The sequence below is a fragment of the Gordonia heveisoli genome (assembly GCF_030315745.1).
Lineage (GTDB): Bacteria > Actinomycetota > Actinomycetes > Mycobacteriales > Mycobacteriaceae > Gordonia.
This window is the reverse complement of record NZ_JASXSH010000003.1, coordinates 162,197-177,130: the sequence shown is the minus strand read 5'-3', so window position 1 is coordinate 177,130 and position 14,934 is coordinate 162,197. Positions and strand designations below refer to the sequence as shown.

Annotated in this window: 13 protein-coding genes and 1 riboswitch; of the genes, 5 read left to right on the top strand and 8 right to left on the bottom strand. The window is 68.4% G+C overall.

The window, feature by feature from the left end:
• Positions 1–75 precede the first annotated feature (75 nt).
• A riboswitch (cobalamin riboswitch) is annotated at positions 76–234 on the bottom strand.
• A gap of 41 nt (positions 235–275) precedes the next feature.
• The 3 genes from cobG to QSJ18_RS04090 are packed head-to-tail and all read left to right on the top strand — an operon-like array spanning position 276 to position 3,603.
• On the top strand, positions 276–1,439 hold the full coding sequence (cobG, locus tag QSJ18_RS04100) for a precorrin-3B synthase (protein ID WP_286324979.1): 1,164 nt from the start codon (positions 276–278) through the stop codon (positions 1,437–1,439).
• Between the two features lie 26 nt (positions 1,440–1,465).
• Positions 1,466–2,089 (top strand): precorrin-8X methylmutase, encoded by a 624-nt coding sequence (locus QSJ18_RS04095; protein ID WP_286324978.1) that lies wholly within the window; start codon positions 1,466–1,468, stop codon positions 2,087–2,089.
• A gap of 2 nt (positions 2,090–2,091) precedes the next feature.
• Positions 2,092–3,603, top strand: a complete 1,512-nt coding sequence (locus QSJ18_RS04090) for a precorrin-2 C(20)-methyltransferase (RefSeq protein ID WP_286324976.1) — start codon at positions 2,092–2,094, stop codon at positions 3,601–3,603.
• 52 nt (positions 3,604–3,655) lie between these two features.
• Here the strand turns inward: QSJ18_RS04090 and QSJ18_RS04085 are convergent, their stop codons facing one another.
• From QSJ18_RS04085 to QSJ18_RS04070, 4 genes are read right to left on the bottom strand one after another with little or no spacing between them, the layout of a single operon-like run.
• Positions 3,656–4,402, bottom strand: a complete 747-nt coding sequence (locus QSJ18_RS04085) for a cobalt-precorrin-6A reductase (RefSeq protein WP_286324975.1) — start codon at positions 4,400–4,402, stop codon at positions 3,656–3,658.
• Positions 4,395–5,168, bottom strand: coding sequence for a precorrin-4 C(11)-methyltransferase (gene cobM, locus QSJ18_RS04080; RefSeq protein WP_286324974.1), 774 nt, complete (start codon positions 5,166–5,168; stop codon positions 4,395–4,397). Before cobM ends, QSJ18_RS04085 begins: the two co-directional genes overlap by 8 nt.
• A gap of 16 nt (positions 5,169–5,184) precedes the next feature.
• Positions 5,185–6,399, bottom strand: a complete 1,215-nt coding sequence (cbiE, locus tag QSJ18_RS04075; RefSeq protein ID WP_286324973.1) for a precorrin-6y C5,15-methyltransferase (decarboxylating) subunit CbiE — start codon at positions 6,397–6,399, stop codon at positions 5,185–5,187.
• Positions 6,396–7,163: an SDR family NAD(P)-dependent oxidoreductase gene (locus tag QSJ18_RS04070; protein WP_286324972.1), complete on the bottom strand. Its 768-nt coding sequence runs from the start codon at positions 7,161–7,163 to the stop codon at positions 6,396–6,398. The genes cbiE and QSJ18_RS04070 overlap by 4 nt, the downstream gene beginning before the upstream one ends.
• 89 nt (positions 7,164–7,252) lie before the next feature.
• On the opposite strand from QSJ18_RS04070, the gene QSJ18_RS04065 reads away from it, so the two are divergent.
• Positions 7,253–7,666 carry a pyridoxamine 5'-phosphate oxidase family protein gene (locus tag QSJ18_RS04065; RefSeq protein WP_286324971.1) on the top strand — a complete coding sequence of 138 codons (414 nt, stop codon included), beginning with the start codon at positions 7,253–7,255 and terminating at the stop codon, positions 7,664–7,666.
• A gap of 27 nt (positions 7,667–7,693) precedes the next feature.
• Here the strand turns inward: QSJ18_RS04065 and QSJ18_RS04060 are convergent, their stop codons facing one another.
• Positions 7,694–8,818 carry a M24 family metallopeptidase gene (locus QSJ18_RS04060; protein WP_286324970.1) on the bottom strand — a complete coding sequence of 375 codons (1,125 nt, stop codon included), beginning with the start codon at positions 8,816–8,818 and terminating at the stop codon, positions 7,694–7,696.
• Positions 8,819–8,922: 104 nt separating this feature from the next.
• On the opposite strand from QSJ18_RS04060, the gene QSJ18_RS04055 reads away from it, so the two are divergent.
• Positions 8,923–9,891 (top strand): 5'-3' exonuclease, encoded by a 969-nt coding sequence (locus QSJ18_RS04055; protein WP_286325062.1) that lies wholly within the window; start codon positions 8,923–8,925, stop codon positions 9,889–9,891.
• A 114-nt stretch (positions 9,892–10,005) separates the two neighbouring features.
• Here QSJ18_RS04055 and QSJ18_RS04050 read toward each other — a convergent pair whose 3' ends face one another.
• The 3 genes from QSJ18_RS04050 to tatC form a co-directional block, all read right to left on the bottom strand.
• Positions 10,006–10,974 carry a DUF4333 domain-containing protein gene (locus QSJ18_RS04050; protein WP_286324969.1) on the bottom strand — a complete coding sequence of 323 codons (969 nt, stop codon included), beginning with the start codon at positions 10,972–10,974 and terminating at the stop codon, positions 10,006–10,008.
• A 208-nt stretch (positions 10,975–11,182) separates the two neighbouring features.
• Positions 11,183–13,969, bottom strand: coding sequence for a DEAD/DEAH box helicase (locus QSJ18_RS04045; protein WP_286324968.1), 2,787 nt, complete (start codon positions 13,967–13,969; stop codon positions 11,183–11,185).
• Positions 13,966–14,931 (bottom strand): twin-arginine translocase subunit TatC, encoded by a 966-nt coding sequence (gene tatC, locus QSJ18_RS04040; RefSeq protein WP_286324967.1) that lies wholly within the window; start codon positions 14,929–14,931, stop codon positions 13,966–13,968. Before tatC ends, QSJ18_RS04045 begins: the two co-directional genes overlap by 4 nt.
• Positions 14,932–14,934 lie beyond the last annotated feature (3 nt).

The following is a 14,934-nucleotide window of genomic DNA, read 5'->3' as shown; positions in this document are numbered from 1 at the left end:
TCGCCGGGAATCGCGCCCGGTGGTCGTCGTGTGCGGTTTCGTCGTATGCGGTTTCGTCACGTTCGCTTCGTCACGTTCGCTTTGTCACCGACAGCGGAGCTCTGACTTCGCCCGGTCCCAACCGGTACGGGGTACCCAGGCGTCACAGTGGCGCGACCGCGCCGGAATCACACCGGCTTCATCTCGCTGTCGGTGCGTTCAGCCTAGTCAGGCACCGTCGTCGGCTCGACCGCCGGGGTCCGGCGACCACCGGCCGCGAGTCGTAGGCTGGAGCGGTGAGTGAACCCACCGCCCGCACCGCGGCCGACCGCTGCCCCGGAGTGTTCAGCACGCATCCCGCCGCAGACGGCCCGCTCGCCCGCATCCGGCTGCCCGGCGGCCGGCTGCGCGCCGAACAATTGCAGGTCCTGGCCACCGTCGCCGCCGACCACGGTGACGGATATCTCGAACTCACCGTCCGCGGCAACCTGCAACTGCGCGGAATCACCGACGTGTCCGCCGTCGCCGAGGCCGTCGTCTCCGCCGGTCTGGCCCCCAGCTCCGCACACGACAAGGTGCGCAACATCGCCATCAGTCCGTTGACCGGCCGCATCGGCGGACTCGCCGACGTCCGGCCACTCTCCGGGCACCTCGAGTCGGCGCTACGCGAACACCCCGGGAGTGCCGCTCTGTCCGGCCGGTTCCTCTTCGGCCTCGACGACGGTCGCGGCGACGTCATCGGCCACACCCCGGACGCGGCCGCACTGATCCGGTCCGCTGCCGATGCGGGCGACGAACTCCGGGCCGACATCCTCGTCGGCACCCGGATCGTCGGTTCGGCAGTGGGCGACACCGCGATCGTCGACGCCCTACTGCGCGTCGCCGACGGCCTGAAACAGATCGCGCCCACCGCCTGGCGTGTCCGCGACCTCGACGACGACGCCCTGGCCAGGCTGACCGTGCACGCCGCCGAACCGCTGGCCCCGGCGATCGCCGAGCAGATCCCCGTCCCCGACGCGAACCCGATCGTCGGCTGGTTCGATCAGGACGACGGGCGGGTCCTGCTCGGCGGAGTCATCGAACTGGCCCGTCTACCCGCGCGACTCGCCGAGTTCCTGGCCGCTGTCGACGCCCCCATCGTGATCACACCCGACCGCGAGATCCTCATCTGCGACCTCACCGAAGGCGTCGCCGAAACCGTGGTCCGGGTGCTGGCACCGCTGGGACTCATCTTCGACGCGAACTCCCCGTGGGTGCGGGTCACCGCCTGCGCCGGCGCGCCCGGCTGCGCCAACTCGCTGACCCCGGTGCGCGAGGATGCCCGCGCCCGCGTCGCCGACGCCGAGCCGATCACCGAACGCGAACACTGGATCGGTTGCGATCGCGGCTGCGGTACACCCGCAGGCCACCACGTGCGCGTCGAAGCCGGCCCGGAGGGCTACCAGCGCAAGTCGTCCTGATCGGCCACACTAGGGTGGTCGTCACCATGACCGAATACCTACGGGATGGCGCGGCCATCTACCGACAGTCCTTTGCCACGATTCGGGCCGAATCGGATCTGTCGGCCTTCGCGCCCGATGTCGCCACCGTGGTGGTGCGGATGATTCACGCCTGCGGGCAGACCGACCTGACCCGTGACGTCGTCGCCACGCCGGATGTGGTGACCGCCGCCCGTGGCGCTCTGCGGGCCGGTGCCCCGATCCTCTGCGATGCGTCGATGGTGGCCTCCGGTGTCACCCGGAAGCGGCTACCCGCGGACAACGACGTGCTGTGCTACCTGTCTGAACCCACCCTGCCGGCCCTCGCCGAGGACATGGGAACGACGAGAACCGCCGCCGCACTGCAGTTCTGGCTGCCCCGACTGGATGGTGCGGTGGTCGCCATCGGCAACGCCCCCACCGCTCTGTTCGCCCTGCTCGACCTGATCGACGCCGGCGCACCGCGGCCGGCTGCGATCGTCGGCGCGCCCGTAGGGTTCGTCGGCGCGGCCGAATCCTGTGCGGCACTTGCCGAACGGACCGACCTCGAGTTCATCACGGTGACCGGCCGTCGCGGCGGGTCCGCGATCACCGCGGCCGCGCTCAACGCACTCGCGACCCCACAGGAGTGAGAGTGACCGACACACCCGACCACGCGCCCGGCAAGCTGTGGGGCATCGGCCTCGGTCCCGGCGACAGCGAACTGGTGACGGTGAAAGCGGCCCGTGCCATCGGCGACGCGGACGTCGTCGCCTATCACTGTGCCCGGCACGGCCGTAGCATCGCCCGCTCCGTCGCCGAGCCATACCTGCGCGGTGATCAGGTCGAAGAACGCCTGATGTACCCGGTGACCACCGAGACCACCGACCATCCCGGCGGCTATCAGGGGGCGCTCGACGACTTCTATGCCGCCAGCGCCGACCGGCTGGCCGCGCATCTGCGTGCCGGACGTTCGGTGGCGCTGCTCGCCGAGGGCGATCCGCTCTTCTACAGCTCGTATATGCATATGCACAAGCGACTGTCGGAAACCTTTCCGGCCGAGATCATCCCGGGTGTCACCTCGGTCAGCGCGGCGGCTGCAGCCACCGGCGTGCCCCTCGTCGAGGCCGAGGAGACGCTGACCGTGGTGCCCGGCACCGCGCCCCGATCCGAACTGTTGTTCCGGTTCTCCACCGCTGACGCCATCGTGGTGATGAAGCTCGGACGTACCTTCGAACGGGTGCGGGAGGCCCTGCGCGAAGCCGGCAGGCTCGACGAGGCGTGGTATGTCGAACGGGCCTCGACGACTGTACAGAAGGTCGCGCCCGTCGCCGAGGTCGATGCCGACGCGGTGCCGTACTTCTCGATCGTGGTGGTACCCGGTCGCCGCAACAATCCCCGCTATGCCCAGACACCGCCTCCGGCCGGGGAAGTCGTCGTGATCGGGCTGGGTCCCGGACATGACGGGTGGACCACCCCGCAGGTGCGGGCCGAACTCGCCGCGGCCACCGATCTCGTCGGCTACACCACCTATCTCAACCGCGTCACCCCCCGGCCCGGACAGCGGGTTCATGCCAGCGACAATCGGGTCGAAGCCGAACGTGCCGAATTCGCACTCGATCTCGCGAGTCGAGGTGCGCGCGTAGTCGTCGTGTCCTCCGGTGACCCCGGTGTCTTCGCCATGGCCGCCGCGGTTGCCGAGGTGGCGGCCGAGCCACGCTGGCACGGCGTCGGCGTGCGGGTCCTGCCCGGAATGACCGCCGCAACCGCGGTCGCGGCCACCGTCGGCGCACCACTCGGACATGATTTCGCCGTCATCTCCCTATCCGATCGTCTCAAACCGTGGGAGGTCATCACCGAGCGGATCCGGGCGGCGGTCGCCGCGGATCTGGTGATCGCGATCTACAACCCCGGCTCGGCCAGCCGTGCCTGGCAGGTGTCGGCGCTGAAAGATCTTCTGCTGGAATCGGTGTCCCCAGATCGGGTGGTGATCCTCGGCCGCGATGTCGGTGGTCCCACCCAGTCGGTGACCACCACGACGGTCGGTGCCCTCGACCCGGCGGTCGTCGACATGCGGACCCTGTTGATCATCGGATCGTCGGCGACCACCGTGGCCGACCGATCGGCCGGGCAGCTCGTCTACACGCCGCGCAGCCACCGCGCCTGAGGTCTCGACGTCGGACCCGGGCATGGTGAGTCAGCCTGGGCTCGAACGAGTTTCACCGCAGACCGGCCACCCAGTCGGCAGCGGCCGAGGCGGTGGCCGCCGTCGGCACCGGCGGCTCGGTGGGCCGGTCCACCATGACGACCGGCACGTCGAGCAACGCGGCAGCCCGAAGTTTTGCGCGGGTGAGTTCTCCGCCGCTGTTCTTGGTGACCAGCAGATCGATGGCGCGGGAACGCATCAGCTCGAGTTCGTCCTCGAGCCGGTAGGGGCCACGCGACCGTAGGATCTCGTGGTGCGCCGGAAGCTTCCCCGTGGGCGGGTCGACCACCCGGATCAGGAACCACGCCGAATCGATGCCGGCGAAGGCGTCGGCATCCTGGCGGCCGGTGGTCAGCAGTACCCGTCGGCCACGACCGTCGACCTCGGTTGCGGCGGTGTCGATATCGGGTACCCGGACCCAACGATCGGCGGCACCGGGAACCCAGGGATCCCGACGCAGGCGCAACAGTTGGACACCGGCGAGCGCACACGCCTCGACCGCATTGGCGGTGATGACCGCGGCGAACGGATGGGTGGCGTCGACAACCGCTCGCACCTGATGCGTGGCGAGCCATTGCGCCAGTCCGGCGATCCCGCCGAATCCGCCGATCCGCACCTCACCCTGCGGCAGGCGCGGATCGCGGACCCGGCCCGCGAGCGAGCTGATCACCGGCACCCCGACCTCGACCAGGGTCGCGGCCAGGTCCCGGGCCTCGCCAGTGCCGCCGAGGATCAGGACGGGTGCATCGCCTTCAGGCATGCCGGTCCGAACGCAGCTTGTTCATTCGGGCCTGCGAATACAGGTAGCTGTCGGTGACGCCGGGCTGGGTGCCCGCGTCGAGGATGCGGCCCACGAAGATGACCGCTGTCTTGGTGATCTCGGCCTGGGCCAGCGCGGCGGGTAGCTGATCCAGTGCGCACCGCACGATCTGTTGTTCCGGGCGACTGGCGAAGGCGACGGTGGCGGTGGGGCACGCGGCGCCGTAGTGCGGCGTCAGCGCCGCCACGATCTCCTCGGCGCGGTGTGCGGCGAGATGTAGGGCGAGGGTGACACCCGACCGTGCGAGAGTGGCGAGGTCCTCCCCGGTCGGCATGTCGGTGGACAAGGTGGACACCCGGGTGACGAGGACACTCTGTCCCACTCCGGGAACAGTCAGTTCGGTGTCGAGCGCGGCGGCTGCCGCGGCGAAGGCCGGTACACCCGGCACGATTTCGGAATCGATTCCGCGGCTGTGCAACTCGCGCTGCTGTTCACTCAAGGCCGAATACAGCGACAGATCCCCGGAATGTAGGCGAGCCACGTGGTGTCCGGCCGCATGTGCGGCCTCGATATGCCCGACGATCTCCGTCAACGGCATCCGTGCGGTGTCGATCAACGTGGCGTCGGGTGGGCACATCGCCAGAATCTCGTGCGGCACCAGCGAACCGGCATACAGGCAGGTCTGACATTCACCGATAATCCGGCTGCCCCGCAACGTGATCAGGTCCGGTGCACCCGGCCCGGCGCCGATGAAATAGACGGTCAACGCAGTCCTCCCATAACTAGGAAACCTCCAGCTCTCGACGCCATACCCACTGCACGATGGGCAGAGCGGGTCGCCAAGTGGTCAACGTGCCGAGTGGCTCGACGGTTTCGATCATGATGCGGCGCAACACTCCGCCGTGGTCGCGATGCCATTGACCCAGCAACTGCTGACTCTCGGTGGCCACCGCGTTCGCGACCAGCCGGCCGCCCGGCCGCAAGGCGGCCACACAGTGGGTCAGCACCGCCGGGGACAGGCCGCCGCCGATGAAGATCGCGTCGGGTGCGGGCGCGTCGGGCAGCGCGCCCGGTGCCCCGCCGCGCTGGATCAGACGATCGGCGACTCCGTACCGGCCGGCGTTGCCGAGGGCGCGTTCGGCGCGGGCCGCATCTCTTTCGAACGTGATCGCGGTGCCCCGCTCATCCGCCCGTAGCCATTCGATCGCGATACTGCCCGAACCGGCGCCGATATCCCAGAGAAGTTGTGGCCCAGCTGGTTCCAACGCACACACGGTAATCGATCGATAGGCCGACTTGGTGATCTGGCCGTCATGGGCGTAGTCGGCATCGGGTCGCCCGGGTAATGCGCTGCGGGACGGGCCGACACAGTCGATCGCGACGATATTGAGTCGGTCACCGGCCGGGGCATCCCAGGTCTCCGCACGACCCGACGTCACCGCTTCGGCGGGACCACCGAGCTGGGCGAGAACGGTCATGGTCGATGCCCCGAAGCCCTCGGCGGTCAGCAGGCCGGCGACGACCCGGGCGCTGTTCTCGTCACGGCTCAGGACGAGAAGCTGTGCACCGCCGGTGATCTCGGCACGGATCGCCGATTCGTCCCGGGTGACGAGACTGACGATCCGCGTCGACGTCAGGTCCCAACCAAGCCGTGCGCACGCCAGGCTGGCACTGGAGACGGCCGGGATCACCGTGGTCCGCTGGGCGCCGACGGACCGCGCGATGGTGGTACCCACACCGTGGAACATCGGATCGCCACTGGCCAGGATGTGCACGACCGGTGCGGGTGCGGCTGCCTGTTCGAGGACCTGCGCCAGGTGGACCGACATCGGTGACTGCCAGGGCCGGAGCTCGGCGTCGACATCCTCGAGGAGATCCAGTTGTCGGCGGGCTCCGTATATCACGCGCGCGGAACGCAATTCGTCGCGCGCCCGCTGCGACAGCCCCGGCCAGCCATCGGCGCCGATGCCGACGACCACGAATCGTGAATTGGTCATCGGGGCAGTCGCCGCCAGATGGCACGCGGCAACAACCGCATTCCGAAGAACATCGGCCGCAGGATTCCCGGAATCCACACCTCGCCCCGGTCGCGGCGATATGCGCGGACGACCGCATCGGCGACCTGTTCGGCATCCCGGGAGAAGGGAGCCGGTTTGGTACCCGCCGCCATCAGTTCGCGGGTCATGTTGCCGACCACGAAACCGGGTCTGGCAAGCAGCAACCGGACGCCGCTGCCGTGCAGGGCATCGGCCAGACCGGAGGCGAATCCGTCCAGGCCGGCCTTGGTCGATCCATAGACGTAGTTGGCACGGCGCACCCGGACCCCGGCCACCGAGGAGAAGACGATGATCGTTCCCGACCCCTGCGCCCGCATCGCCGTCGCCAGTGGGGTCAGAACACTGATCTGTGCCACATAGTCGACATGCGCGATCTGCAGGGCATGTGCGGTGTCGGTCTCGGCGCGCGTGCCGTCACCGAGGATGCCGAAGGCGACCACGGCGACCGCGATCGGGCCATAGGTGGAGGTGATCGCGTCGATAAGAGCGGGATGAGCGGCGGTGTCCTCGGCGTCGAAGGCGATCGCGTGCACGTTGTCGGCCCCGGCCGCCAGCAGTGCATCGGTCTGCGCCTGCAGATCTTCAGGTCGTCGGGCAGCCAGGACCACGTCACGTCCCACGGCGATACGACGGACGACCTCGACGCCGATTTCGCTACGTCCACCGAACAGGACGATCGTGCCGGGGGGCGGGTGATGGGGCATCTGGCCAGTATCGCATCGAGACCCGAGACCGATGCGACCCCATGCGGCCGGGCCGACCGCGCTGCGGCGACCGTATTACGGTGAGTGACATGTCCCGCACCGCCGCCGACCTGTCCGCCACCGCCGCCGAGTTCCTCACCGAACGACATCTGGCGACGCTGACCACGCTGCGCGCCGACGGCACCCCGCACGTCGTCGCGGTCGGGTTCACCTGGGATCCCGACGCCGCGCTGGCGAGGGTGATCACCTTCGACGGCAGCCAGAAGGTGCGCAATGCCGAACGTGGCGGCTATGCGGTGGTGACCAACGTCGACGGGCCACGGTGGCTGACCCTCGAGGGCCCGGCTACGGTTCGTCGGGAGCCGGACCGGGTCGCCGAGGCCGAACGACGGTATGCGGCGCGCTACCGCGAACCCAAACCCAACCCGCGACGGGTGGTCATCGAGATCAGCGTCGCCCGGGTGATGGGCTCGGCATCTCTGCTCGGCGATCGGGCGTCCTGACCTCCGGATCGATCGGGGGCCGACCGGTCAGAGTGCGACCAGATCGTGCGGGCGGTTGTTGAGTGATTCGCCGCCGTCGTCGGTGACCACCACGATGTCCTCGATCCGTGCTCCCCACTGCCCGCGGAAGTAGACACCAGGCTCGACGCTGAACGCCATTCTGGAGCGGAGCACGATCTCGTTGCCTGCGACGATATAGGGCTCCTCATGTACGGACAGCCCGATGCCGTGGCCGGTGCGATGGATGAACTGCTCCCCCAGACCTGCGGCGACCAGCACCTCGCGGGCGGCGGCGTCGATGGACTCCGCAGTCACCCCGGGGCGAACCGCGTCGACCGCCGTACGCTGGGCCGCCTGCAGCGCCGCGTAGGCATCGACGACGTCGGTGGCCGGGGTGCCGAAACAGTAGGTGCGGGTGGAGTCGGAGTTGTAGCCGGGTTCGACCGGGCCACCGATGTCGATCACCACGATGTCGGAGTCGGTGATGACACGGTCGGAGTGCTCGTGATGTGGGTCGGCACCGTTGGGTCCCGATCCGACGATGACGAAGGCCGCCGCCGAATGCCCCTCGGCGACAATGGCGGCGGCGATGTCATCGGCGACCGCGGCCTCGGTGCGACCGGGCCGGAGCCAGTCCCCCATTCGCGCGTGCACCCGGTCGATCGCTGCGCCCGCGGCCCGCAGGACCTCGATCTCCGCATCGTCCTTGACCATTCGCAGCTCCCGCAGCACCGGCGTCGCCAAATCCGGCGTCGTACCGACCCGCTCGGCGATCGGTACCAGATGCAGTGCGGGCATCGCATCGGAGACCGCCACGCGCGGACGGGAACCCAGCCCGGCCAGCGCCAGCGCGTGGGCGTCTTCACCGTCGACCCAGTCACGCACCTCGATGTCCAGATCGCCGACCGCCGACGTCGTGAGCGAGGCGAGTTCCAGGCGTGCGACGGTGAGACTCGGCGTCCCGGCCGCCGGAATCACCAGAGCCGTCAGACGTTCGAAGGTATCGGCGCGGGACCCGACGAGATACCGCAGATCCGGACCCGGACTCACGATGAGTGCGTCGAGACCCGCCTCGCCGGCGAGCTCGGCCGCACGGCCGATCCGGTGGCGGTAGACCTCGGTGGGAAAGCGTTCCTGCCCGGTTGCGCTCATGGTCGACAACCCTACGCGAGCAACCGCACCCAGACGCGGATCCGCCTACCGGCGTGACGCGGCGGCGGCCCGGATGCCACAGTGTGGGGATGGCCGATTCACTGATGCTGCTCGACGGCGCGAGCCTGTGGTTCCGATCCTTCTATGCGTTGCCGGAGAAGATGACCGCCCCGGATGGCCGCCCCGTCAACGCACTGCGCGGATTCATCGATACCATCGCCAATCTCGTCACCCGGGAGAACCCGAGCCGGCTGGTTGTCTGTCTCGATCTCGACTGGCGTCCAGCCTTCCGCACCGATCTGATCCCGTCCTACAAGGCTCACCGCGTGGCTGAGGCGGCCGAACTCGGGGCGGATACCACCGGGATCGGCGGTCCGGCCGTCGATGTCGAGGAGGTGCCCGACACGTTGACACCGCAGGTCGACATGATCCTGGCGGTGCTGGCAGCAGCGGGCATCGCGACCTCAGGTGCCCTCGGCTGCGAGGCCGATGACGTCATCGGCACGCTGGCCTTCGCCGAGGCCGACGACCCGGTCGTGGTGGTCTCCGGCGACCGGGACCTACTTCAGGTGGTCGCCGACGACCCGGTTGCGGTGCGTGTCCTCTACGTCGGACGCGGGCTGGCCAAGGCCGAGATGATGGGTCCGGCCGAGGTCGCCGCCAAGTACGCGGTACCCGTCGAACGGGCCGGCCTGGCCTACGCCGAGATGTCGATGCTGCGCGGTGATCCCTCCGACGGACTACCGGGTGTGCCCGGTATCGGCGAGAAGACGGCAGCCACGCTGATCTCCGAATACGGCAGCCTTGATGCGTTGCAGTCCGCCGCGGCCGATCCCGCATCCGGTGTTCCCACCCGTGCCCGCAAATCGTTGGCCGCGTCCGTCGACTACCTCTCGGCAGCCCGGACGGTGGTGTTCGTCCGCACCGATGCCGAAACCATCGACAGCGGCCAGGACGTGCTGCCGACACAGCCCGCGGACCCGGTCGCATTGGCCGCTCTCATTGAGGAACTCGGCATCGGTGCGTCGGTCGGTCGTCTCGCCAAGGCACTTTCCTGGGAGATCGCCGGGTAGATTCACCGACCGGAGGTCGGCATCGGCAGACCGCGCCGAGCCGTCGGCAACGCAGATCGGCCGGCGTACCCGTAGTGGGTACGCCGACCGATCTGCGTTGTGCGCGAGTCGGACTCAGCCGGCCGTCGTCGGGCGGGCGACCTCGTACTTGCCGTCGTCGTCGAGGAAGGTGAGCTTGACCTGCTGCTTCTGTCCGCCGACGGTGACCGTGCAGGTGAAGCTGTCACCTGACTTGATCTTCTGGCCCGACGGGCAGCTGACGTCAGACACCTGATCCTTGGCGATGCCGTAGTTCTCGGTCAGCACCGTCTGTACGCCGCTCTCGGCGGCCGACTGGTCGAGCTTCTTCGGTGCCCAACCGGGCAGCCAGAAGGCGGTGACGACGACGACCACCGCGGCGATCAGCAACGCCGCACCGACCCCGTAGAGCACCTTGGACAGTCCGTTGCCCGAGCCGGAACCGGCTGCCATCGCGGAAAACTGGTCACCGCCGTACTGCTGTCCGTACTGGTCGGGCTGACCGAATGCGCCCTGCGGTCCGTAGCCAGGCTGCCCGAACTGCTCCGGGCCGGGGTGTTGGCCATAACCGGCGGGCTGACCGTAAGGATCGGGCTGACCATAGGGGTTCTGGGCACCGAAGCCACCGGACAACTGCTGGGTGGGACCGGCGTCGCCCGGCTGGGCGCCGGGCGTACTTCCGGTCGGCGAGAGCTGGGTTGCGTTGAACTGGCCAGGACCGCTGCCCGGTGCGGGCTGCCCGTACTGTGGATCGCCGTAGGCGGGTTGCTGACCATAACCGGCGGGCTGCCCGTAACCGGGGCCGACCGGCGGCTGGCCGTACTGGCCGGGGTTTACCGGCGGCTGACCGTACTGCGTTGCGTCGGCCGGGGGTGCACCGGGATAGGCGACGCCTTCCGGGTTCACCGGCTGGCCGCTCACCGGTCCGATCTCGGTTTGGGGGGCGGCCGTTGGTTGACCGCTGACGTTCACGATCTCGGTCTTGCCGTCCGCACCGGCTGGAGCCGATGCGTCGGAACCATGCTCCGCCCCACCCGGCGACGATGGTTGTTGCGGCTCGCTCATGAGCGTCTCCCCTGCCCTCTGCATCCGCTGTGAAGCCGTTCGCGGATGGTCGTTGACCTGTGCTGCGTCTGTCGTCTGAAAGTACCGCTGCTCGGCACGGCGAGGCTCACCGGCTCGGCGCACCGTTCTTCTGCTGAAGGTTACCTCAGTGACCCGACGAGGACCCGTAGCCGATCGCCGGTTTCGGGCACTCGGATGACTGAGCGGATCAGCCGAGTTCGACCGCCACCACGCCACGCCGGATCGAGTTCACCGCTGCACGGGCGGTAGCACCCAGCCCGGTATCGGCACCGACCACCTGCCGGATCTGTTCGAGCAGGTCGATCACTTGACGGTTCCAGCGGACGAAGTCGCCCGGCGACAGCAGCTGACCTCGCTCACCGGCCGCGGCCAGCGCCTCGGTCAGCGATCGGCCCGCGGCCCACAGGGAGACGGCCACGCTGAACCCCGTGTCCGGATCCCGGGTCGGATCCACCTGGTGCCGGCGTTCGAGCGCGGCGACGGCCGCCGCCACCGAGATCGTCTTCGTCATCGCGGTACGCAGCGCTGCGCTGCCCGGCAGGGTGTCGGCCCCGGCATAGCTGTCGCGTCGGCTCTCGAAGACGAGGGCGGCGACCACCGCGGCCAATTCGTGTGGTGCGAGGCCTTCCCAGACACCCGCCCGCATACATTCGGTGACGACCAGGTCGCTCTCGCTGTAGATGCGGCCCAACAGCGCTCCCGCCTCGGTCACCCGCATATCGCCGGACCGAGCCGGATCCGGCTCGAGGTAGTTCAGTTCGGCCAACACACCGACGACCCGGTCAAAGGTGTTGCCGAGGGTCGAGGTGCGGTCACCGATGACCCGCTCGGCGTTGACGATGTCGCGCACCAGCCGGTTACGACGTTCAGACAGCCGGAACAGCTCGTCGGCCGGGGGCAACTGATGGGCCGGGTGGGCGCGCAACTGCGCACGCATGCCGTTGAGCTCGGCATCATCGGCGGCATCGGCGCGCTTCTTGGTGCGTCCGCGCGATATCTCCAGGCCCGTCGACCTCAGCGCCGACGCCAGGTCACGCCGACCCCGGCCGGTGCGGCGGTCGGCATGTTTCGGCACCCGCATGTTGCCGAGCATCTCTGGCGGATTCACGAAGTCGCGCACCCCGATCCGGCCGCACCACGCATCCTCGGCGAGTACCAGCGGTTTGGGATCGAGCGCCTGCGAGGCGGGTTCGAGCACCACCGCGATGCCCCGATGCCTGCCGCTCGGTATGCCGATGACATGTCCGCGTTTGAGTGCGGCCAGGTCCGCGACGATCGCGTCATGCGTGTTGATCCGGCGGGCGAATTTCAAGTCGCGTTCCCGCCGGCGGATCGCCTCCCGCAGGGAGACGTAGCCGAGGAAGCCGGCGAAGTCATCCGCCTCCCGCGCCTGGTCGACCGGGATGGGTTCGCCGGGTTCCAGACCGCGCCGCTGTGCCGCCCCGGCCAGTTCGACGTCGAGTTTGCGCAGCGCCCGGTACGCGTCATCGACCTTGCGGGCCTGGCCGACGACCGATCGGTCCGCCTGGAACTGTGCGAACGAGCGATGCAGCAACTCCCGGGAACCGGTCATCCCGAGACGACCGATGAGGTTGACGGCCATGTTGTATTCCGGTGCGAAGGAACTGCGCAGCGGGAAAGTTCGAGCGCCGGCCAGCCCGGCCACGACATCGGGGTTGACCTCGGGGGTCCATACGACCACCGCATGACCTTCGACGTCGATACCGCGTCGGCCGGCACGTCCGGTCAGCTGCGTGTACTCGCCAGGCGTGAGTTCGACATGGGATTCACCGTTGTACTTCACGAGGCGTTCGAGAACGACCGACCTGGCCGGCATGTTGATGCCCAGGGCGAGCGTCTCGGTGGCGAAGACCATGCGGACGAGTCCGGCTACGAAGAGTTCCTCGACGGTGTGGCGGAAAGTGGGCAGCAGCCCGGCATGGTGGGCGGCGAACCCACGTCGCAGACCCTCACGCCATTCGTCGACACCCAGCACCTCGGCATCGCCCGGCGCGAGTTCGGCGAAATGACGATCGACTATCTCGTCGACGGCCACCACCTCGGGTGGAGTCAGGAGGCTCAGGCCCGAACGCAGGCACTGGGCCAACGCCCCGTCGCATCCGGCGCGGGAGAAGATGAACCCGATCGCGGGTAGCAGTCCCTCGCTGTCGAGCCGGGCAACCAGATTCGGGCGGGACAACGCGGGACCCCGGCGGCGCGGGGCGGCGCGGCCGCGACCGGATCGACGTCCCCCGCCGCTGTCCTCGGTGAGTAGGATCCGATGCCGGATGAAACGCTTCAGCTCGTCGTTCACCTGGGGTCGCGTGCGCCCGGGTTCGGGAGTCGGACCACTCTCGAACAGGTCGAACATTCGCGAGCCCACGAGCATGTGCTGACTGAGCGGCACCGGCCGGTGTTCGTCGACGATCACCGCGGTATCCCCGCGAACGGTCTGAATCCAGTCGCCGAACTCCTCGGCGTTGCTCACCGTCGCCGACAGACTCACCACCCGCACCGTCGGCTCGAGATGGAGGATCACCTCCTCCCACACCGCACCGCGGAACCGGTCGGCCAGGAAATGCACCTCGTCCATCACCACATAGGACAACCCGGCGAGCGTGGGTGACTCGGCGTAGATCATGTTGCGCACGACCTCCGTGGTCATCACCACGATCGGTGCGTCGGCGTTGATGGAGCTGTCGCCGGTGAGTAGCCCGACCGATTCGCGGCCGTGCACCGCGACGAGATCGGCGTACTTCTGATTGCTGAGCGCCTTGATCGGCGTCGTATAGAAACACTTGCCGCCCGAGGCGAGCGCGAGGTGGACGGCGAACTCGCCGACGATCGTCTTCCCTGCGCCAGTCGGTGCGCAGACCAGCACGCCGTGGCCCGCCTGCAACGCGAGACAGGCGCGGGACTGGAAGTCGTCGAGCCGAAAATCCAGCCGCTCGGCGAATCGATCGAGTTCGCTCACAGGACGTCGTCGAAGGTCTCGGGTGCACGGGTCGATGACCGCGCAGTGCTCGCGCCGACGCCGTCGATGGGTGACGCGGTCGGTCGTGGGGAGACCGGGGGCAGCGGACTCGCCTGATCGTCGGGGACCGAAGCCCACTCGCTCTGCCTGCGTGCCCGGCGCTTGTCGGTGAACCGGGCGAACTGCATCGCTACCTCCATGAGCACCGTGAGTGCTCCGGCAAGGGCGATCATCGTGAACGGATCCTGACCCGGCGTGGCGATGGCGGCGAAGACGAACACCGCCACGATCAGGCCACGCCGCCACGCCTTGAGCTTCGCATAACTGAGGACACCGATGAGGTTGAGCGCCACGATGATCAGCGGCAACTCGAAGCTGACCCCGAAGATGATCAGGAGGTGCAGCATGAAGTTGAAGTACTGGTCACCGGCCAGCGCGGTCACCTGGACGTCGTTGCCGACGGTCAGCAGGAAGTGGAAGGCCTTGGAGACAATCAGATATGCGAGGACCGCGCCGCCGACGAAGAGCACGGCGGCGCTGGTGACGAAACTGCTCGCATAGCGTCGCTCGTTCTTGTGTAGACCTGGAGTGATGAACTGCCAGAGCTGATACAGCCAGACCGGACAGGCCAACACCACACCGGCGGTCAGCGCCACCTTCAGGCGCAGCATGAACTGGTCGAACGGCCCGGTGGCCAGCAGGCGACACGAATCGTCGGCGGTGAGCGTCGCCCGCGACGAAGCTGGTAGATCGCAATACGGTTCGCGCAACAGATCGCCGAGCGACGGGATGCCGAGGAACCCGTGGGAATACCAGACGAATCCGATGATCGTGGTGACCACGATCGCGGCCGTGGAGATGAGGATGCGCGTCCGCAATTCCTGCAGATGCTCCACGAGCGGCATAGTGCCGTCGGGGTTCAGCTTGCGTTTGCGGTATCGGGGATCAAACGGGATGCGCACTCA